Raw genomic sequence first — 21,597 nt, forward strand, 5'->3', positions numbered from 1 at the left:
CAATATACCTGCTTCCTATCAAGGGAGCATTTTTCACTAAATAGAAAATTATTTATTAATCGTTTAATTAATAAAACAGGTGATAATCATGACCCACTTTAATATATATGGAAAATATGAACCTATTCTCAATACAATATTAGATAATCTCATTAATCAAATAAAAAATTACAATAAAATAGAAATGCAAAAAAGTGGCGAAAAAGCTTATGAACATCTGATTTATCGTGTAAAAGATAATGATAGCATGCTCGAAAAATGTACTCGCAAAAATCTACCCCAAACAACATATTCAGCTCTATACGATATCCAAGATGCCATTGGCATTCGAGTCATCTGTCGTTTTATTGATGATATCTATAAAAATATTAATTATTTGAAAGCACTGCCAAATTGTAAAATAATAAAAGAAAAAGACTATATTAAAAATGTAAAACCTAATGGTTATAGAAGTTATCACTTAATCCTTGAACTTACTGCTCCCTATGAAGATGTATCAGGAAACAATCCAGGTAAGTTTTTTGCTGAAGTCCAGTTGCGTACTATTGCTATGGATAGCTGGGCTAGTCTAGAACATCAAATGAAATATAAACATGATATAAAAAATCCAGAATTAATCGTTAAAGAATTAAAACGATGTGCTGATGAATTAGCTGCTTGTGATGTATCTATGCAGACTATTAGAAATTTAATTAACGCTGAAAATAAATCATAATAAAATAAGTCATAATATAAGGAGTATTTTTATGAAAGTATTACTCGCAGAAGATGAAAAAGATATGTCTAGTGCTTTAACTGCCATTTTACAACATTCAGGCTATGAAGTAGATAGTGTATATGATGGACGTGCTGCCATGGAATATGCTTTAAAAAATGTTTATGATTGTTTAATTTTTGATATTATGATGCCTAAAATGGATGGAATTGAAGCTTTAAAAATTATACGTCAAAAAGGTAATTTCACACCAGTAATCATGTTAACAGCAAAATCAGAAATTGATGATCGCATCACAGGACTTGATGCTGGTGCTGATGACTATTTAATGAAGCCATTTTCTGTTGGTGAATTATTAGCTCGTATTCGCTCTTTAACTCGTCGAAATACTCAATTTTCACCTTTAACTTTATCAGCAGGTTCTGTTCAATTAAACATTGAAGAGCAAAATCTTTCTTGTCAAAACTCTATCAGTCTAAATCATAAAGAAACAAAATTAATGAAACTCTTTATGACTAATATGGATAAATCCTTATCTACTAACCATATATTCTCAACAATATGGTCTGATGAAACAGATGCTGATGAAAATATTGTATGGATATATATTTCTTATTTACGTGAAAAATTAGAATCCATCAATGCTGATATTCAAATCATAGGTCAAAAAGGGCAAGATTATTTATTAACTAATAAATAATTAATAATTTAATAAAAGAGTGTATTCATCATGAATGTAATAAAAAAGCTTCGACGAAAATTTATTTTAATCTCTACTGCTACAGTGATTATTATTGTTATTGGTGCTTTAAGTCTTATTACAAGTGTAGCTTATATTAGAATTAATGCTCAAATAGACTCATTCCTCATGTATATCTCACAAAATAATGGAAGAATTTCTGAACATAAACTTCCTCCTAATACTACGTGGTTTAGCGAAACAGATTGGACTGGTGATACACCTGATTTTCCTTATCAACTTCGCTATTTCAGCGTACTTGTAGATGATAATAATTATGTTAAAGAAATCAATATAAAAAATATCGCTGCCTTTACTGAAGCAGAAGCCATTCAATATGCCCAAATGGCTATTCAAAAGGGTGAAGCTAATGGTAATTTTAAAAAAGATCGTGCTAGTTATGCTTATCAAATAACCACACGACCAAATGGAGATATTTTAATAGTTATTATGGACTGCACTCGTGATATGGCTATAATTCAGGATTTCATTGAAGATTCTATAGAATTGGGATTAATATGTATTCTCCTTTACATCCTAATCTTGGCTATACTAAGCAATCTTGCCATAAAGCCATTTATTCATAATATCGAAAATCAAAAAAGATTTATTACTAATGCAGGCCATGAATTAAAAACTCCAATAGCAATAATCTCTGCCAATACAGAAGCTATTGAACTTATCAATGGAAAAAATCAATGGACAGAAAATATTTTAAAACAAATTAAACGTTTATCAAAACTCATTAATGAACTCATTACTTTATCAAAAATGAGTGAATATGCTACAGAAAATCTTTTATTTAGTAATACTAATTTCTCTGAAATTGTAATTGAAGTGGCTAAATCATTTCAACAAATGGCAATAGATCAAGAAAAATCATTAAAATATCAAGTTAAACCTGATGTTTTTATTTTATCTGAATATAAATATCTCTATGAACTAGTAAATATTCTAATTGATAATGCTGTTAAATACTGCGATGATAATGGTCATATAGATGTAAAATTAGTTCAAGCCAAAAAGACAACAACTTTATATATAACAAATGATTATATAAACGGTAGCCATATTGATTATTCCCGATTTTTCGAAAGATTTTATCGAGAAGATACCTCTCATAATAGCGAAAAAGCCGGATATGGAATTGGACTTTCCATTGCAGAAGAACTTGTAAAATTACTAAAAGGCACTATAAAAGTTAGTTATAGTAAAGGTAAAATTACTTTTATTGTAAAATTTACAAATTAAATACTCATATATGTTAAAACAAAAGGGATAAATAGAAAATTTTCTATTTATCCCTTTTACTGTTCATACTGAAATTCTACTAAATAAGATCTATTCTAATTAATATAAATGCAATAATTTTGCTTTAACAATTCGTTTTACAGATTCATCAATACGTTCTTGACTAATCTCTCCACTATCAACAGCATCTAATAATCCAAGATAAACATCTTGTTGATGCCCATATTCATGGCATACAAGCACAATATCAGCACCAGCTTTTATAGCCTTTACTCCTATTGTTTTAAAATCATTATGATTTGCCACTGCTCCCATTTCCATATCATCTGTGATAATTATGCCTTTATATCCTAATTCTTTACGCAATAAATCAGTCATAATCTTAGATGACAAGCTTGCAGGATGTTCTTGATCAAGTGCAGGGTAATTCAAATGTGATACTAAAATAAAATAATCTTCTGGCTTATTTTCATTGATGATTGTTTTAAACGGTAAAATATCTTCCGCTATTAATATATCTTTTGATGCATCAATACTAGAACTTTCAACATGAGAATCAACTTGACCTTTACCTATACCAGGAAAATGCTTCAAGCTATATATGATATTTTCTTGTTGATAACCTGTAGCTGCTGCCCTTACAAAATTTATCACTGTATTTACATCTGTACTGTATGAACGGTTATCATTAGAACCTACATCAGCAACTGGAGCAAAATTCACATTAATTCCCATTTCTTTGAGTGATTTAGCTGTTTTTATAGCCCATGTTTTAGCTTGTTCAGTATCACCTGTGGCACCAATTTCTTTTTGCGATGGTGGTGGTGTTAATTTTTCTGCCATACGTACCACATCGCCCCCTTCTTCATCTATACCGATGAACAAAGGAACTTTTTCATTTGATTGAGTTTGTAAATCTGATGTTAATTGTTTTACCTGCTCAGGATTTTCCATGTTCCTATCAAATAAAATAACCCCACCCATATGAAATTGATTTAACATATATAAACTATCATCATCAATTTTTGTACCTTGAATGCCTATCATCACCATTTGCCCAATCTTTTCAGTCTTAGACATGGAAGCAACGATCTTATCTACTTTTTCATCAATAGTTAAATTCTGTTGAGTAATAGGTACATCTTCTTGTGTAGATTTACTATCTTCCGTATTGCTAAAAATATTTTTATCATTTAACAATATACCTAAAATTATAATTGCAATTACTATAACAGTGATAATTATTTTTTTACGCATGAACCTATAAATTCCTTTCTTTTTTATTAAAGGACAAAATTATTAAAATAAAATTAATTATTATCTAGACATAATACGTTCGCCTTGTTTTTTAGCAGACATATCGACAATATGCCAATTACCTGTCTTCTTACTTAAAAGGGCTGTACATGCAAAAGTTTGTTCCTTAATACTATTTCCATTATAGCCATCACGTGCTGTCAATGTATACGAAAGTGCTATTTCATCACCACTATTAGAAGTTACTTGCACGTTAGAAATACTATCCGATAATGTCGTTTTATATCCATCAGCATAATCATTTAAACTTCCCATATGTGTTTGCATATCATCGGATAAAATATTATATGCTGCTCTCATATCATGTTTATTGATTGCTGCATAATAATTATTAAGTGCTTGTGCTGCTTCATTTGCATTTGTTACATTTGAAGTTGAATTATCTGTTGTTGTAATTGACTTTGTATTTAAATCTTCTTCTGGTATACGAACACTAATATAATTTACTTGATTATTTGATTTACTTATCGCAAAACGAAGTATACCATTTTTATTATTATCTGTAGCAAATGTATATTCATATAATATTAAATCATCATAATCCATCTTATTATAATTATCACCATATTTATCAAAAACATCTTTCAAAGATGAACCTTGATGAATACCTCGTTTAGTAGCTACAGCAGAGCTATTTGATACAAGTGCATCCACTTTTCCATTTTTTATACCAACTTGAATATCGCTATAATTATAAAATTTATAAGAATCTTTTTCATCAATACTTGTTTCCTTACCCAAAACCTTATGCATTTGCTCAATAGAATATCCTAACTCTACTCCACCCAATGATAAATCTGAATTTACTGAGGGTATATCCTTTTCTTCATTAGATATAATCCCATTATTAGAAGTATTTGATGAAATATCATTCGCTGTTTTATTACTAAAAAAATATATACCTAAAAATACACCTAAAACTAATATTACACCAATAATAATGTACTTTAAAATACTACCGCTTTCATTTATAGTAGAACTATTTCTTTTTGATATATTAGTTTTTAAAATAGGCTCTTTTACTAAATTTTGTAATTCTTCTAATGGATTTATTTTATTTGATATTTCAGTATCTATTTTTCTCCCTGAGTTATCATTTATCATGTTATTCTCTACTAAATTCTGTAATTCATTCATCGGATTCACTGCTTCTAATGGCTTCTTATGCCCACATTTAGAGCAAAATGCATCATTATTAACCTGCCCACAATTAGGACAAATCCATTTATTATTTATTTCTGATATATTTTTATCTTTCAAAATACTTCACTCCATCATATTTTCTATAATATTTAATAATTAGTGCTCTATTTAAATAACCATTGATAGATAATATATATAATAATTATCCAAAATAAACATCCACATCCTGTGCTAAAACCTTCTTTAATACTTTCTCTCTGCTCTTTTCGTTTTATAGCTTTTTCTTCTGCTTTAATTTCTTTTTCTACCTTTTTATTGTATTTATTTACTTCTTTCTGTACATTTTTTTGCTCTAATAAGAATTTCAAACGTTCCAATGCTGCATAACTACCTGCTTTACCTGCTATTTCATAATATTTTATTGCTTCAATTATATTTTTTTCAGTACCAATCGCATTTTCATAACATTTTCCTACTGCAAAATTAGCCTCATTTTGTCCTAAACTTGCAGCTTTATAATAAAATTTAAAAGCATTTTCTAAATCTCGTTGAACACCATTTCCGTTTTCATAACAAAATGCAAGCATATACCATGAATCTTTATTGTTTAATTTAGCACTTTTAACAAAATATTTAACTGCTTCATTATAATTCTGAGCTACACCATAACCATAATAATAACAATAACCTAAATCATAATCAGCTTTTATATCACCTTCAATATTTGCTTTCTCTAATAAATTTATAGCTTCTGTATAATTTTTCTCTGTTCCCAGTCCTTTTAAATAACATATTCCCAAATAATATACTGCATCTTTATAATTTTTATTTACTAATTCAAAAAATATATTAAATGCTTTACTATAATTTATATCCATTCCAATTCCATTAAAATAACATAAAGCCATTTGAAATTTAGCATTTATATTGCTTTTAGATGATTTTGATATCCATTTAATACTATCACTAATATTTCCTATTTTATAATAAGACATACCTAAAAAATATTGTGCGTTACTATTACCTTGTTCGGCAGCTAATATTAAATAAGCTATTGCTTTTTTATAATTAACTTCAACATCTATTCCTAAATAATATAATTGTCCTAAATCACATAAAAAAGTCATATCTTTTATATCTTTTACATTTATATTATTCAATAAATCAATAGATTTTTTTATATCTGTAGAAATACCTAATCCATAAAAATAACATTTTGATAAATAAATTTTAGCAATATCATTATTATTTCTTACTAAATTTTTTAAATATGGAATTATTTTTTCATAATTCCCATGTTTTTCATTACAATAATAGTTAACTAAAAATAATTGGGCATCCTCATCTTCATCTTGAGCTGCATCACTATACAGTTCAATAGCTCTATTAATATTCTTATTAACACCCAACCCTTTAAAATAACATTCAGCCAATATAACTTGAGCTTTTGAATTTTTATTATTCCCTACAGTTAATGGTAAAAGTAATTCATATACTGCTTCATAATCTTTTTCAGTACCATATCCATAAAAATAACAAGTACCTAAATAGTAAGAAGCTTCATCATAATAAATCGTATTTTTATTTGCTTTCTTTAATATTTGCTTAAAATAATATATTGCTTTGCTATCTTCATCCTTGTAATAATAATATTTTCCTAACTCAGATATAGCTTCTATATCTCCTAAATCAGCTGCTCGCTTCAAATAGTCTATAGCCTGTGCATGTCTATTCTTTAAATAATATCTTGCTAAAAATTTTAATGCCTCTAAACTATTCAAATTAGCTGCTTTTTCATACCATTTCAAAGCAACTTTCATATTATTATTTTCTCTATAAGTTTCAGCAAATGATATATATTGTTGTCTATATAATTCTCTTTGCAAATTTATACCAAAAACTTCTTCCATATCATTTAATGTTTGCAAATCACTACCTGATAAGTATTCTCTTCCTTTATCATACAAAAAAGCTTCAAATGGATAAATCTCTAAAACATCCATAATGGCATTCATTATATAATTTGAAGGAATTCTATTTTCTCTTATATTATCTATAATTGCTGAAACAGAATTAATATTTTTTTCAAATGGAACTAAATTTAAAATATCAAAAGTTAAAATCAATCCAATATTATTTATACTTTCTTTTAAATTTTTTACTAAAAACATAAATATTTCATCATTATTATATATTTCTCTTTTCTTGCTATTTGCACTGGCCCTAGTAAATGCATTACCAATAGAATTAAATATACTATGTATTGCTCCTGTTGCAAGATTAACAGCCCCTGCTTCCATAGAAGCTATCACTGCATTTGTCAGACCAAAACCTGTCCCTACCATTCTAGCACGAGAATTTTTTCTTAGCTCTCGTCGTTCTTCCTCTGATAATACCATACTTTGTATCTTAATATACTCTTCATCTACAGCCATAAAAGCCTTTGTCCAAGGTTTTAAAATTATATCATCTGTATCAAATTCTAAAAATGCATCAATATTTATATTATATTTACCTGATTCTATACATATTCTTACGGCTTCATCTAAAGCTATCTTTATAAATGCTCTACCTAAATCATATCCTCTCTCATGAAATATATCTAAACTACCAAAACTTATGTATTTCTCTTGAAACGCACATACACTTTTAAAAGCTAATTCATTAAACATTCGTCTAATAGCAATATATACTTTCATATCATGATTATATTTAATTATTCGTGAACCTATCTTAAAAGACAAATCCGATAAAATATTATTAGAAGTATTATATGTACTATCATATTCAGCTCTTTTATTTTCATCTGACAATACATCATAAGCTACATTAATTTTTTTCATCATAGCTTCTGCTTCTTCTAAATTATCATAATTACGATCTGGATGATATTTAAATGCTAATTTCTTATATGCTTTCTTTATCTCCTCTATTGTTGCATCTTTTTTTACACCCAAAATTTTATAATAATCTTGTTGCATTTAACATGCACTCCTTACATATTAATAAATCTATATGTTATTTATTATATCATTGCTTTATTCATATTTATAGTTCTGATTTTTATACTTATCAAACTTAAAATGTCTTTATTCTTAAATAAAAAAATACTTCTGATCCGTAAATTAACAAATCAGAAGTATTTTTATATCATTTATTAATCTCTTATAATACGAGCCATACGAACACCGAAGAAATAGTTCATAACCCATTTAAAGATAACTGTACAGTTAGTCAATGGGCCTGCAAGTCTTAATACATGTACTGCCATCCAAGCAATCCATGCAAATAAACCTTTGGATTTCATAACCCCTTTGAACATTACTGCATCGCCTGCACCAATTGTTGCCATGCTACCTAAATCTTTATAAACAAAAGTTTCCTGTTCTTCACCTTTAATAGCGTGCATAATATTTTTTACTGTAGTCACTGCAGCTTCATAAGATGCTGGAGCAATTGTTGGAAGTGGACGACCATCTTGTTCAAAATGAGCACTATCACCAATTGCATAAATATCTGGAAAACCTTTTACTTGTGTTGTTTTTTCTACAATAACACGACCTGCACGGTCAACTTCTGCACCAAGAGTTGCTACAACTGGTTGAGCTTTAACACCAGCTGCCCAAATTACAGTACGTGTTCTAATTTTTTCTTCAGTTTCACCATGTTTTAATGTAATATATTCACCATCATAGTCTCTAACTTGAGTATTTAAGCGAACATCTACATTTTTATCTTTTAAAACTTCTACAGTATTATTGCGAAGAGCTTCTGGCATCATAGGTAAAAGTTTATCAGTAGCTTCTATTAATTTTATATCAACGTATTTCATATCAAGATTATGATAATCTTTTTTCATACATTTATATACAAGTTCAGAAATAGCCCCTGCTTCTTCAACGCCAGTTGGACCACCACCAACAACAATAATTCTCATAAGTGCTTTCTTCAAATCTTTATCATTATCTATACGAGAAGCACGTTCAAATGTACGAATAAGATGATTGCGAAGTAAAGTACTTTCACGTAAAGTCTTCATAGGATAAGAATTTTCTTCTACAGATTTCATACCAAAATAATTAGTAGTAGCACCTGTAGCTATAATTAAATAATCATAGCTGATATCACCATGACTAGTTTTTACAATTTTATTAGCAGGATCAAAACCTGTAGCTTCTGCCATAAAAAAGTCCACATTCTCATTCTTGTGAAAAAATGCACGAATTGGATAAGAAATTTCATCTTCAGATAAAATTGATGTAGACACTTGATACAATAGTGGTTGGAATAAATGATAATTGTGTTTATCGACAATAGTAACATCTACATCTTCATTTGCTAATAATTTAGCAGCTTTAATTCCACCAAAACCTGCTCCAAGAATAACAACATGTGGTCTTGTTCCCTGATTTGTTCTAGGCATTATTAAATCTCCCCCAAAATTCTAATCATTATTTGTGAAATTCTTCACAATACCCCTAAATACACCCCAAATAAAATAAATAAAAAATATTATTTGTGAATAAATTCACTTTTATATTGAACAAAATCTTTTGTTCTTATGACTTATACAATAACCTTTTATTGTAAATTTGTCAAGTTAAATTCAAAATAGTTTATACTCTTTTTACAATTGCTATTTCAGGTAAAAAAATAAGCCTTTTCATCAAGAAAAGGCTTTTATCATTTATAATTCACTAAAATATTTTACAATACCATTAAATATGCCCTGAGCTGATTTCTTTATACCATCATCGGATTTTAAAATTGCTTCTTCTCTAGGATTAGAAACAAACGCTACCTCTAATAAAGTTGCAGGCATTTCTGTATGTTTTACTACATAGAAATTACTTGTTTTTGTGCCTCTATCATAAGTCCCTATTTGCTCAATAACCCCTTCTTTTATATATCTAGCAAGTCGTTCACTATTGCTACTACCATTTACATAGTAATAACCTGTTGTTCCTTGAGCCGACGAAGATGTAAATGAATCTAAATGGATACTTACAAAAATATCTGAATGTGTTTTATTACCTACATCTACACGAGCTTGTAATTCTTCTACATCTGTAGCTGGTTGTGGTGCAACATCTGTATCTGTTTTTCTTGTTATATATACTTTTGCCCCTGATTGTTTTAACATTTCTGCTAAATTTAAACCAATACGCAATGTAGAGTCTTTTTCATACAATCCTGTAGGTCCTATTGCTCCTGAGTCACTGCCGCCATGTCCTGGATCAATAGTGATTTTCTTACCCTTTAATATTGATTTAGCATCTTTATCAATATTAAAATTCTTATCTACTTTATAGCTATTATCCTTACTACTATTGCTATTACTAGAAGAATTACTACTTATATTACCAATATTACCAACTGTATTATAAGTAATATTACCAAAATCCATTGCTACTCGATAAGGAGTTTCTCCTCCTACAATGCCAAAAACATCATAACCTGATTTATTTACTTTCGTTTCAACTACTACACGAACCACATTTTCTTTAAATTGAGCTACTCTCACCTTACTGGCATATTTACTATTAAGATCTATTTCTTTTTTGACATTTTTTGCTAAAGCAGCATCACTTAAATCTATTACCACTCTATCTGGTGAGGACAATGCAAATGACTGATAATCTACTTCTTTATCTGCATCAACTACAATACGAACTTTATCACTATTATTACTAATTCTTAAATTTTTTATTGTAGCTATATCACTAGCTGCTAAAACAATACTTTGCATACAAAGCAAAGTGAAAAGACATACTAAGGAAAAAATATATAAACTTTTTCTCATTAACGTATTTTACCTCGTACTAATATTGTATTTGGCTTCTAATTTCTTGAAGCCCCATGTTAATATAAATGTCATAAATAAATAAAAAACAGCTGCTACTAAAAATGGTGTCATATCAAATTCTCTTTGTACTATAGAACGAGCTACTCTAAGTAAATCATTCATAGCCAAAATATAAATAAGAGATGTATCTTTTACTAGATTTATAGTTTCATTACTTACAGGTGGTAATACCATACGTATTACCTGCGGCAAAATTACATGTCTCATCATTTGTGGATAATTCATACCTAAAGCCTTAGCAGCCTCATATTGACCTTTATCAACAGATTGAATTCCCGCTCTAAAAATTTCAGCAAAATAAGCTGCATAATTTAAAGAAAATGCTAATAATGCAGCTGCTATATCAGGCAAACGAATTCCTATCATTGGTAATGCAAAATAAACAAATAATAACTGTAACATGAGTGGTGTACCACGCATTAACCAAATATATACTTCTGTCAAATATCTTATCGGCTTTATTGATGATAATCTAGCTAAAGAAAATAGCATGCCTAATGGCACTGATAAAATCAACGTAATAAAGAAAATCTGTAACGTTATTTGTGAGCCCTCTAACATCGGCATTACTATTCTTAAAAGGTTATCCATAAAACTTATCAACTCCAAAACTTACTTGCTCATTAAAATCCTCAGTATAGTTATTTTACAACAAAGACACATAAAATACAAAGATTAATTATTATTATCTCAAAATATATTTGCCTTACTTATATAAAAAAATGTATAATCATTATAGGCAAAATTTGGTAAATAAATTAATATTATTAATAATTAAAAGAAACGAGGTTATTTTATTGAGAAAAAAAATTAATAATGTAGTAAAAAGCAATGTTGAATTACTTACTTCTCCTTTTATGACTTTTTTCCGTCATGAAGCTTCTAGCGGTATAATTCTTTTACTTTTTGCTATATTGGCATTAGTTTTAGCTAATACCGGCCTTTCCAATTTATATAATGAAATTTTAAACACACAAATACCATTAGGTCCAGCTAAATGGCATCTTGATTTAACAGTCCTTTATTGGATAAATGATGGTCTTATGGCTATTTTCTTTTTCGTTATTGGTCTTGAAATCAAGCGTGAATTTCTCTTTGGTGAATTAAAATCTCTATCTGCTACTATCCTACCTATAAGTGCAGCCATTGGTGGTATGATTGTTCCTGCTATTTTATATTCCCTTGTAAATATGGGACAAGATACACTTTCTGGTTGGGGAATTCCTATGGCCACTGATATCGCTTTTTCCTTAGGTATCTTAGCAATTGCTGCTAGCGGTGCACCTCGTAGTATTGCTATTTTTTTAACAGCTTTAGCTATTGTTGATGATTTAGGTGCTATCATTGTTATTGCTATCTTCTATAATTCTAATATCTCTTTTGCAGCATTAGGCATTGGTCTAGTAGCTCTATTAGGTGCTTTTATCCTCAATCGTTTAAATTGCAGAAATTTCCTTCCTTATTTATTAGTAGGTTTAATCGCTTGGGTTGCCTTTTTAAATGCAGGTATTCACCCTACAATTGCTGGCGTATGTTTAGGTATGCTAATTCCTGCTGATAATAAAAATCGTGAAAACTCTTTACTTCATAAACTTGAACATAAACTTGAACCATGGTCTGCTTATGCTATCATGCCTATTTTTGCTTTAGCAAACGCTGGTGTTACTGTTGAAGGTGGTATTTCAGATATTCTTTCTCCTATCGGTATTGGTATTATCTTAGGTCTTTGTATTGGTAAGCCTCTAGGTATTTGCGGTGCAGCTTTTATCTTATTTAAATTAGGCTTTGCTAAGATGCCTGAAGGTGCAAAAACTACTCAATTAATAGGTGCTGGCTCTTTAGGTGGTATCGGTTTTACTATGTCTTTATTCATCGCAGCCTTAGCATTTGACAATGCCTCTTATCTAGCTAGTGCTAAAATCAGCATTTTATGTGCCTCCGTATTATCTGGTATTTTAGGTGTAATTATATTTAAAACATCTAAGCTATTCAAAGCATAAATATTATGATAAGCTAATACTATAAAAATTTATAAGAAGGTGCCCTTGTTGAGTGAGATAACCAATGAAATAAAAAATGCAATTGTTAATATAAAAATAATTGGTGTTGGTGGTGGCGGTAATAATGTAGTTAAACGTATTGCCGAAAATACTGATTTAGATTTAGATTTAATTGCAGTTAATACCGACCATAAACAATTAAAATCATTAACAAACGAGAATATCACTAAAATCCAAATAGGTACAAATTTAACTAAAGGTCTCGGTTGCGGTGGCAATGCTAATCTAGGACACCAAGCAGCTGAAAACGATGCTGAAACTATCAAACAGGCTCTTAAAGGTGCTGATATGGTATTTTTAACAGCAGGACTTGGTGCTGGCACAGGTACTGGTGCATTGCCAGTAATTGCCAAAATTGCCCATGATATGAATATCTTATCTGTAGGTGTAGTAACTGTACCATTTACATTTGAAGGAGCTCGCAAACAGAAACTAGCTGAAGCTTCTATCAAAGAATTAATGCCATATATGGACGCATTAATCACTGTGCACAATGATAATTTATTAAAAATCAAAACTAGTACAAAACTTACACTTTTAAATGCTTTCCGCATGGCTGATATGGTACTTCGTCAAGGTATTCGTTGCGTCACAGAGTTAATTTTAACTGTTGGTGTCATCAATGTTGACTTTGCCGATGTAAAATCTATCTTCCAACAAAGTGATCATCCTGATGCCCTCTTAGGAATTGGTGAAAGCAGTGAAAGTGCTGTAGATGCTGTAAAAGAAGCTATTAGTAGTCCTTTAGTAGAAAGAAGTTTATCCGGTGCTCGTGGTATTATCTTAAATATCAGTGGTAACTCTTCTCTATCACTATATGAAGTTAATGAAGCTAGTAAATTCATCAATGAGCATACACATCCTGATGTAAATATTATCCTCGGCACAGTAATAAACGATAATTTAGGCGATAAAGTTCGTGCAACTATCATTGCTACTGATTTTTCTGATAACTCAACGCCAAATGACACTAAAGCATCAGAAAAAATCGATGATAATAAAGATAAAACAAAGCCAGATAATACAGCTCCCAAAACTGATGATAGCTTAAAATTACCTGACTTTATGAATAAAGAAAAAGAAACTAAAAAAAGTAGTTTTTCAGCATTTCCATTTTTCAATTTTAAAAATGATATAAAATAAAATTTATTTTACTAAAAATTAATGCACTAAATAGACTAATCATCTAAAAATTAATCTGTTTAGTGCATTTTATCTATAATAAATAATAAGGAGTAATTATGTTAAATCGTTTTAGCCGTACAGAATTATTATTAGGTACAGAAAATATGTCTAAATTAGCCCAAAGCAAAATTGCCATCTTTGGCATTGGTGGCGTAGGCTCTTATGTGGCAGAAGGATTAGCTCGCTGTGGTATTGGTGAATTCATTTTAATTGATAGCGATGATATATCACTAACTAATATCAATCGTCAAATACATGCTCTTGAAACAACTATTGGTCAGAAAAAAACCTTAATGATGAAAGAGCGTATACTTGCTATCAATCCACAGGCAAAAGTTACAACTATAGAAAAATTATATACACCTGAAAGCAATTTTTTTAATTGGGATGATGATTATACTTATATTGTCGATGCTGTAGATGATGTAAAAGCTAAAATAAATTTAATCATAAATGCTAATAAATATAATTTGCCAATTATGAGTTCTATGGGAACTGCCAATAAATTAGATCCACAAAAATTTGTAATCACTGATATCTATAAAACACATACCTGTCCACTTGCCCGCATCATTCGCAAAGCGTTAAAACAACAAGGTATAAAAAAATTAAAAGTTCTCTATTCTACAGAAGAACCTTTCACCGATTATACTGTGAATTTCAAAGAAAATACTTCTAAAGACAATAGCCCTGCCTCTACTCGCAAACAACCTTTAGGAAGTATTTCTTTCGTGCCACCAATTGCTGGCTTAATGATAGCAGGAGAAATCATCAAAGATATTTGCCAAATAAATAGATAAAATAAAAAGCATTAAAGCTGGAATTAATCCAAACTGATATGCACCCAAAATATTGGACATATTAATTAAGCTACTAATTGAGACTTAGTTCTGTATTCTACGGGACTAAGTCCTTTTAGTTTTATCTTTATTCGTTTTGTATTATAATATTTTATATAAGATTTTAACTCTTTTATAAAATTTTCAACGGATTTAAATTTTTTTAAATAGAACAATTCGCTTTTTAGCAAACCAAAGAAATTTTCTATTACGGCATTATCTAAGCAGTTTCCTTTTCGGCTCATGCTTTGGATAATGCCTTTTTCTTTTAATAACTCCTGATATCTTCTATTCTGATACTGCCATCCTTGGTCTGAATGTAGAATTATTCCTTTTGTTTCTTTTATCTTTCTTGTTGCATCTTTTACCATATCTAATACTTGCTTTAGTATTGGTCTTTTCGATATTTTATAACTTATTATTTCTCCGTTATATAAATCTATTATTGGTGATAAGTATATTTTTTCATTACATAATGCAAATTCTGTTACATCTGTTGCCCATTTTTCGTTTGGTTTTTCTGCTTTGAAATTTCTATTTAATATATTTTTAGCTATTTTTCCTTCTTGCCCTCTATACGATTTATATTTCTTTGCTCTTACTTTGCATGTTAAATTTTCTTCTTTCATTAATCTCATAACTACTTTATGATTGACTTTTATTCCTTGTTTATGCAGCTGCAAAGTTACTCTTCTATATCCATATCTTCCATGATTTTTATTACAAATATTATGAATTAATGTTTTTAATCCTTTATATTTATCTTCTCTAGATAATTTTTTTAATGCATCATAATATGTGCTTTTAGCTAATTTTGTATAGTTTAATAGGGCTTTTAGAGTATATTTTTTCCTTAATTTAGCAATTACTAGAACTAGTGTCTTCCTTCCTTTTCCCATTGCTTCATTAAGGCATGCCACTTTTTTAATAGGTCATTTTCCATCCTTAATTGATAATTTTCTTGTTCCAATTGTTCAACGTAAGAAAGTTCTTTTTTAGGTTTGTTAACTTTGTTTTTAGATTTTTTCATAGATGGTCTACCTCGTTTCTTAGCAAGTAAGCCAGAAAATCCATAAGAACGATACAACTTTTCCCATGTAGAAATTGTACCAGTATTAGGAATGGAAAATTTGGCTGCTGTTTGATTTAATGATAAATGATGTAGCCATTTATATTCAATAACTTTTTGCTTAAAGATAGGAGTATATTTACGATTTTTATGAAGAAGTTGTGGAATACCACCATGTTCATAATGAGATATCCATCTGCAAAGAGGAGCTATATCTGGCATGTTTAGAATTTTAGCTACATGAGAAATAGAATCTCCTTTTAAAACCATTTTAATTGCTTTAACTTTAAATTCATTTGAGTATTTAGTCATAAAAAAACTGCACCTCCAAAAGTTGTTTTGTGTCCAACTTTTGGGGTGCAGTTCAAACTTTAATGCTTTTATTTTTAATTTAACTTATTATCAGTTAGATAATACACGTGCTAAACGTACTAATTCTGGATCTAATGTTTTATTGTTATTTACAGAATCATGAAGATCAATTGCTACTACTTTACCTTCATTGATACCAAATACAATATTAGATTGACCATTGATAAGTGCTAAAGCAGCTTTTTCACCTAACATACTAGCTTTTACACGATCTTCAGCAGTTGGAGAACCACCGCGTTGAACGTGACCTAATACAGTTACACGAGTATCAATACCAGTTTTTTCACCGATTTCTTTACCGATGTCTACAGCACTGCCTACACCTTCAGCAACAACAACGATACTATAACGGCGACCATTATCATAAGATGTTTTAAGTTCATCACAAATTTTATTAAGGTCATATTTTACTTCTGGAACAAGAACATATTCTGCACCACCAGCAATACCTGCCATCATAGCAAGCCAGCCGCATTTACGACCCATAACTTCAAGAACAATGATACGACGATGAGCAGATGCTGTATCACGAAGTTTATTAATTGCATCTAAGATAGTGTTAAGAGCAGTATCAGCACCAATAGTATAATCAGAGCCCCATACGTCATTATCGATAGTACCAGGAAGACCAACGATTGGCATACCTAAATCACTCAATAAAGAACCACCTGTTAAGCTACCATCACCACCGATGATAACTAAACCTTCAATGCCATGGCTTTGAAGAATTTTAAGAGCTTCTTTACGAGTTTCTTCTTGTTTGAATTCTGGGCAACGAGCTGTACCTAAGAAAGTACCACCACGCTGGATGATATCACTAACACTCTGAGAATTTAATTCTACAATACGGTCTTCAAGCATACCTTTGTATCCATCATAGATACCAAATACTTTTACACCTTCATAAAGAGCTGTACGAACTACCGCACGAGCTGCAGCATTCATTCCTGGGCTATCTCCACCACTAGTCATGATTGCAATAGATTTTAACATATCAAATTACCCCTTTTCTTCTTTGATATAACAATATAATGCATATTATTAACTATATAGAACTGCTTATACTAAAATATAAACATATTCGCAACTTATTAAATATCTGTATTATTATCTATAGTATGATTTAATTTAACTAATACACGCGTAATACGTACCCTATCGACTTCTTCAACAAAGAATTCATCGTCACCAAAATTAGCTTTTTGCCCTACACGTGGAGGAGTATCTACCTGCGTAGAAAGCCAACCGCCGATAGTATCTATATTTTCTTCCTCAATATTAGTACCAAACATTTCATTTACATCATCAAGTAGCATTTTAGCGTCAAGAGAATATAATTTCTCTGTACGTTTTTCAACTGTCGGTCTTTCTTCATCAAATTCATCTTGAATTTCCCCAACAATTTCTTCTACGATATCTTCTAATGTAACCATACCTGCTGTACCACCATATTCGTCAACAACAATTGCTAATTGTAAACGTTTTCCTTGCATAAGCTTTAACAAATTACGCACTGGCATAGATTCTGGTACCACAGTTACTTCTCTTAATAACGATCTAATATCAATATTTTTACGTGCATATAAAGGATTTAATAAATCTTTTATATGTAAAAAACCTACAATATTATCTTTATCTTCAATACATACAGGATACCTTGTCATCTGCTCAGTTAAAGCTTTTTTTACATTTTCATCAAAAGAATCTTCTAAATACAGACAAATCATATCTGTACGAGGAATCATAATTTCTCTAACTGTAAGATTAGACAAATCAAATACATTATCGACAAAAGTCAATTCTGTTTTATCAATATATCCATGTTTATGACTTTCTTCCATCAACAAGCGAATTTCTTCTTCACTATGAGCTTCTTCACCTTCACTTGCTACTTCAAAACCAAGACGAATAATTACCCAGTTAGCTACATGATTTAAAATCCATACAGCTGGCCACATAATTTTATGGAAAATAAGCATTGGTATAGAAATATTAAGTGTTACAGTTTCTGCCTTTTGAATAGCCATTGATTTTGGTGCTAATTCACCTAAAATAATGTGCATCGCTGTAATAAGTGAAAAACCTACCACAAGTGCTATAGAATGAGCTAAATCTTCACCAAAACCAAAAAACTGCACTACTGGTACTAATAAAGCTGCAACAGCAGGCTCACCAACCCAACCTAAACCAAGGGACGCAAGCGTTATCCCTAACTGCGTCACTGATAAAGATGCATCTAAATGATCTGTAAGTTTTTTAGCATATTTAGCTCGCGTATTACCTTCTTGTAAAAGTGTTTCCAAACGAGAAGAACGAATCTTTACAAGGGCAAATTCCGCCGCTACGAAAAAACCATTCATAAACACTAAAAAAACTACTAAAATTAATTTCAATAGAACTTCAATTAGCTCCAATAATCAATTACCTGTATCAACTATTTATACTAACATTGAAACAGGTAATTCACCTCCTATATTGTATAAATTCAAATCTAGTATAATTATATAAAATCATAAGTTATTTTTCAACTTTTTCTTTATCTGAATATTTTTACGTTGTACTTACTTTTAATTTACATTTTAGTATAGTTAATAAAAATTCTTTAAATAGATTTAAAAATTCATATACTAGTTCAACGTATTTTAAGCTTTTTATAATACAGGAATTCCATTATTATCATCATAAGTAGCTGTACAATGAGGATAATTTGAACATGCCCAAAACCAACCATTTTTACCACGAATTCTACGTAAATTTCCTTCTTTACAACGCGTACATAAATATTTTGATGTAGCTTTAGTATTTTTATTTTTCTCTATAGGCATTGCTGAAAATTTTTCTTTAGGAGCAAAATTCATTTTTTTCGTATTTTCTCTAGCGATTAAATCCCAAGCTGAAATCAATTGATTATCTTGCTGAAATATCTCATTTTGCCCAGATTTTATATAATTTTTATCACTATTATTATAACTCATTTGTCGATAATTATTGAAATTAAATTTCGTTTTTTCTATATCTGGCTTGCCATCTACATCATTACAAGTCATACGACAATTAGGAAAATTAGAGCAACCCCAAAATTCGCCATTTTTACCTTTACGCTTAACTAAAATTCCTTGATTACATCTTGGACATTTATATTCATGTTCTTGTATTAAAGCTGTTTTTGTAGCCTTTATACATAAACTTTGCGTAAACTCTGCTTGTTTTGCCAAAAATTCTTCTACACTACCTTTACCTTCAGATAAGGAATGAAGATAATCTTCCCAAATAGCTGTAGAGTCTGGATACGTCATCTCATCTGGCAGTGCATCAATTAAAATATACGCCGACTGTGTTGGCACTAAATATTTCTTTTTACCTTCAAGCTGTAAAAAATTTCTCTTTACTAAATCTTCGATAATAGTTGCTCTTGTTGCTTCTGTGCCAATACCATAAATATCTTTTAATTTTTTCTTAACTTCTACATCTTTTACATATTTATGAATATCTTTCATACCTGCAAGCAGTGTCGAACTTGTAAAGCGAGTTGGTGGTTTTGTAGATTTTTTATCATATTCACCATTTATATATTCTACTTCATCGCCTTTTTTCATAAGTGGCAATGAATTTTGTTCTTCTTTGTCTTCATTATCTTCTTTTTTATCGTCTTCATTTAAAAATTTTTCTTTATTATTTTGAACATATAATTCTTTCCAGCCCATCTGTTTTACGACTCTACCACTTGTTACAAACAATTCTTGCATATATTCTATGCTGATTTTAGTCTGGTCATAAATATGCACTGGATAAAATTGTGCTATATACGCTTGAGCTATTAAGAAATAAATATTTTGCTCTTCTCTAGTCAAACTCATTAAATTGGCTCTTACTTTTGTCGGAATAATCGCATGATGGGCTGTTATTTTTTTATCATTCCATGCTCTACTTTTCGTTTTTAAATCACATTTTTTTGTCCAACTAGCTAATTGTTCATCATTTATATTATATAAATTCTGTAAAATAATCTTAGCATCACTAAATTGGCTTTGCGGTAAATATTCACAGTCGGAACGTGGATATGTCGTCAATTTTTTCTCATATAATTTTTGTGCAGTATCTAATACTAATTGCGGATCATATCCATATTTTTTACCTGCCAAAACTTGCAAGCTAGATAAGGAAAATGGTAGTCTTTGTGCTTCTTTTTTCTGTGATTTTTGATAAGCTGTTATTTTTCCTGCTTCTGTTTTTTGAGCAAATTTACCGATTAAAGCTTTAGCTATATTTTCATCGATTAAACGATTTTCAAAATCTAGTCCTGCCTGTGTATCTTTAGGCTTCCATGTGGCACTAAATTCGCCATTTTGATGAGCAAATACCGCTTTTATCGTGAAATAATCCACTGGCTTAAAATCTTTTAATTCGCGTTCTCTGCGGACAACTAAAGCAAGTGTCGGCGTTTTTACCCTACCTACAGCAAATACACCTTTTTTTCCTGCTCTTCTTGCTGCCAAAGTATATGCCCTAGACAAATTCATACCGATAAGCCAATCTGCTCTTGCCCTAGCTAAAGCAGATTTTTTTAAATTCAAAAAATCTCGATTATCTCGCAAATCTTTATTAGCTTTTTTTATACTTTCCTCATCTAAAGCATTTAATAAAATTCTCTTTACAGGTTTTTGACAATTTAAATAATCTAAAACTTCATCAATCAGTAATTGCCCTTCTCTATCAGGGTCACCTGCATGAATTATTTCATCGGCTTTATCAATAAGATTTTTAATGATACCAAATTGTTTTTTACAAGACTCATCTATAATCATCTTCCACTGTTTGGGTATAATCGGTAAATCTTCAGCTTTCCAATTTTTATATTTAGCATTGTATTCTTCTGGTTCAGCTTGACGCAAAATATGACCAAAAGCCCATGTTACAATTCCATCTTTAGTTATTAAATAACCATCTTTTCTTTGCACAGGGCCTGTCAAACATTTTGCAATCTCTGCTCCCATGCTTGGTTTTTCAGCTATATATAAACGCATAATTTCATCTCCTAAAT

At 30.0% G+C, this 21,597-nt stretch carries 17 protein-coding genes; 6 read left to right on the forward strand and 11 right to left on the reverse strand.

Going from position 1 to position 21,597, the window contains the following annotated elements:
* Positions 1–88 precede the first annotated feature (88 nt).
* From Q5I67_RS01390 to Q5I67_RS01400, 3 genes are read left to right on the forward strand one after another with little or no spacing between them, the layout of a single operon-like run.
* The gene (locus Q5I67_RS01390) at positions 89–715 is read left to right on the forward strand and encodes a GTP pyrophosphokinase family protein (RefSeq protein WP_302486137.1); all 627 of its coding nucleotides are present in this window, start codon (positions 89–91) and stop codon (positions 713–715) included.
* Positions 716–746: 31 nt separating this feature from the next.
* A complete protein-coding gene (locus Q5I67_RS01395; RefSeq protein ID WP_302486138.1) occupies positions 747–1,415 on the forward strand; it encodes a response regulator transcription factor in 669 nt (222 codons plus the stop codon).
* 30 nt (positions 1,416–1,445) lie between these two features.
* On the forward strand, positions 1,446–2,705 hold the full coding sequence (locus Q5I67_RS01400) for a cell wall metabolism sensor histidine kinase WalK (RefSeq protein WP_302486139.1): 1,260 nt from the start codon (positions 1,446–1,448) through the stop codon (positions 2,703–2,705).
* Between the two features lie 99 nt (positions 2,706–2,804).
* Here Q5I67_RS01400 and Q5I67_RS01405 read toward each other — a convergent pair whose 3' ends face one another.
* The 6 genes from Q5I67_RS01405 to Q5I67_RS01430 form a co-directional block, all read right to left on the reverse strand.
* A complete protein-coding gene (locus Q5I67_RS01405) occupies positions 2,805–3,962 on the reverse strand; it encodes a glycoside hydrolase family 3 protein (protein WP_302486140.1) in 1,158 nt (385 codons plus the stop codon).
* Between the two features lie 60 nt (positions 3,963–4,022).
* Positions 4,023–5,282, reverse strand: coding sequence for a hypothetical protein (locus tag Q5I67_RS01410; RefSeq protein WP_302486141.1), 1,260 nt, complete (start codon positions 5,280–5,282; stop codon positions 4,023–4,025).
* A 47-nt stretch (positions 5,283–5,329) separates the two neighbouring features.
* Positions 5,330–8,146, reverse strand: coding sequence for a DnaJ domain-containing protein (locus Q5I67_RS01415; protein ID WP_302486142.1), 2,817 nt, complete (start codon positions 8,144–8,146; stop codon positions 5,330–5,332).
* A gap of 176 nt (positions 8,147–8,322) precedes the next feature.
* Positions 8,323–9,588, reverse strand: a complete 1,266-nt coding sequence (locus Q5I67_RS01420; RefSeq protein ID WP_302486143.1) for an NAD(P)/FAD-dependent oxidoreductase — start codon at positions 9,586–9,588, stop codon at positions 8,323–8,325.
* A 264-nt stretch (positions 9,589–9,852) separates the two neighbouring features.
* Positions 9,853–10,968: an N-acetylmuramoyl-L-alanine amidase gene (locus Q5I67_RS01425; protein WP_302486144.1), complete on the reverse strand. Its 1,116-nt coding sequence runs from the start codon at positions 10,966–10,968 to the stop codon at positions 9,853–9,855.
* A 9-nt stretch (positions 10,969–10,977) separates the two neighbouring features.
* Complete coding sequence (locus Q5I67_RS01430) at positions 10,978–11,622, reverse strand: amino acid ABC transporter permease (protein ID WP_302486145.1); 645 nt, start codon at positions 11,620–11,622, stop codon at positions 10,978–10,980.
* Between the two features lie 206 nt (positions 11,623–11,828).
* On the opposite strand from Q5I67_RS01430, the gene nhaA reads away from it, so the two are divergent.
* The 3 genes from nhaA (at position 11,829) to Q5I67_RS01445 (ending at position 15,076) form a co-directional block, all read left to right on the forward strand.
* Positions 11,829–13,031 carry a Na+/H+ antiporter NhaA gene (gene nhaA, locus Q5I67_RS01435; protein WP_302486146.1) on the forward strand — a complete coding sequence of 401 codons (1,203 nt, stop codon included), beginning with the start codon at positions 11,829–11,831 and terminating at the stop codon, positions 13,029–13,031.
* A gap of 39 nt (positions 13,032–13,070) precedes the next feature.
* Positions 13,071–14,234: a cell division protein FtsZ gene (gene ftsZ, locus Q5I67_RS01440; RefSeq protein ID WP_302486147.1), complete on the forward strand. Its 1,164-nt coding sequence runs from the start codon at positions 13,071–13,073 to the stop codon at positions 14,232–14,234.
* A 98-nt stretch (positions 14,235–14,332) separates the two neighbouring features.
* Complete coding sequence (locus Q5I67_RS01445; protein WP_302486148.1) at positions 14,333–15,076, forward strand: tRNA threonylcarbamoyladenosine dehydratase; 744 nt, start codon at positions 14,333–14,335, stop codon at positions 15,074–15,076.
* Positions 15,077–15,141: 65 nt separating this feature from the next.
* Here Q5I67_RS01445 and Q5I67_RS01450 read toward each other — a convergent pair whose 3' ends face one another.
* From Q5I67_RS01450 to Q5I67_RS01470, 5 genes are all read right to left on the reverse strand, one after another.
* The gene (locus tag Q5I67_RS01450) at positions 15,142–16,014 is read right to left on the reverse strand and encodes an IS3 family transposase (protein ID WP_302486149.1); all 873 of its coding nucleotides are present in this window, start codon (positions 16,012–16,014) and stop codon (positions 15,142–15,144) included.
* Positions 15,990–16,496, reverse strand: a complete 507-nt coding sequence (locus Q5I67_RS01455; protein ID WP_302486150.1) for a helix-turn-helix domain-containing protein — start codon at positions 16,494–16,496, stop codon at positions 15,990–15,992. Before Q5I67_RS01455 ends, Q5I67_RS01450 begins: the two co-directional genes overlap by 25 nt.
* 90 nt (positions 16,497–16,586) lie before the next feature.
* Entirely contained in the window at positions 16,587–17,549 is a 963-nt protein-coding gene (gene pfkA, locus Q5I67_RS01460) for a 6-phosphofructokinase (RefSeq protein WP_296923077.1), read from the reverse strand.
* A 98-nt stretch (positions 17,550–17,647) separates the two neighbouring features.
* Complete coding sequence (locus Q5I67_RS01465; protein WP_296923079.1) at positions 17,648–18,949, reverse strand: hemolysin family protein; 1,302 nt, start codon at positions 18,947–18,949, stop codon at positions 17,648–17,650.
* A gap of 258 nt (positions 18,950–19,207) precedes the next feature.
* Positions 19,208–21,580, reverse strand: coding sequence for a DNA topoisomerase 3 (locus Q5I67_RS01470; RefSeq protein ID WP_302486151.1), 2,373 nt, complete (start codon positions 21,578–21,580; stop codon positions 19,208–19,210).
* Between the last annotated feature and the right edge of the window lie 17 nt (positions 21,581–21,597).

The sequence above is a fragment of the uncultured Megamonas sp. genome, assembly GCF_958438645.1.
GTDB lineage: Bacteria > Bacillota > Negativicutes > Selenomonadales > Selenomonadaceae > Megamonas.

Bases quoted from the DNA above. Each gene is read 5' to 3' on its own strand.
- Q5I67_RS01430 (WP_302486145.1), bottom strand. From the start codon at position 11,622: ATGGATAACCTTTTAAGAATAGTAATGCCGATGTTAGAGGGCTCACAA.
- Q5I67_RS01405 (WP_302486140.1), bottom strand. From the start codon at position 3,962: ATGCGTAAAAAAATAATTATCACTGTTATAGTAATTGCAATTATAATT.
- pfkA (WP_296923077.1), bottom strand. From the start codon at position 17,549: ATGTTAAAATCTATTGCAATCATGACTAGTGGTGGAGATAGCCCAGGA.
- Q5I67_RS01395 (WP_302486138.1), top strand. From the start codon at position 747: ATGAAAGTATTACTCGCAGAAGATGAAAAAGATATGTCTAGTGCTTTA.
- Q5I67_RS01400 (WP_302486139.1), top strand. From the start codon at position 1,446: ATGAATGTAATAAAAAAGCTTCGACGAAAATTTATTTTAATCTCTACT.
- Q5I67_RS01450 (WP_302486149.1), bottom strand. From the start codon at position 16,014: ATGGGAAAAGGAAGGAAGACACTAGTTCTAGTAATTGCTAAATTAAGG.
- Q5I67_RS01455 (WP_302486150.1), bottom strand. From the start codon at position 16,496: ATGACTAAATACTCAAATGAATTTAAAGTTAAAGCAATTAAAATGGTT.
- Q5I67_RS01420 (WP_302486143.1), bottom strand. From the start codon at position 9,588: ATGCCTAGAACAAATCAGGGAACAAGACCACATGTTGTTATTCTTGGA.
- Q5I67_RS01470 (WP_302486151.1), bottom strand. From the start codon at position 21,580: ATGCGTTTATATATAGCTGAAAAACCAAGCATGGGAGCAGAGATTGCA.
- Q5I67_RS01445 (WP_302486148.1), top strand. From the start codon at position 14,333: ATGTTAAATCGTTTTAGCCGTACAGAATTATTATTAGGTACAGAAAAT.
- Q5I67_RS01390 (WP_302486137.1), top strand. From the start codon at position 89: ATGACCCACTTTAATATATATGGAAAATATGAACCTATTCTCAATACA.
- Q5I67_RS01415 (WP_302486142.1), bottom strand. From the start codon at position 8,146: ATGCAACAAGATTATTATAAAATTTTGGGTGTAAAAAAAGATGCAACA.
- Q5I67_RS01425 (WP_302486144.1), bottom strand. From the start codon at position 10,968: ATGAGAAAAAGTTTATATATTTTTTCCTTAGTATGTCTTTTCACTTTG.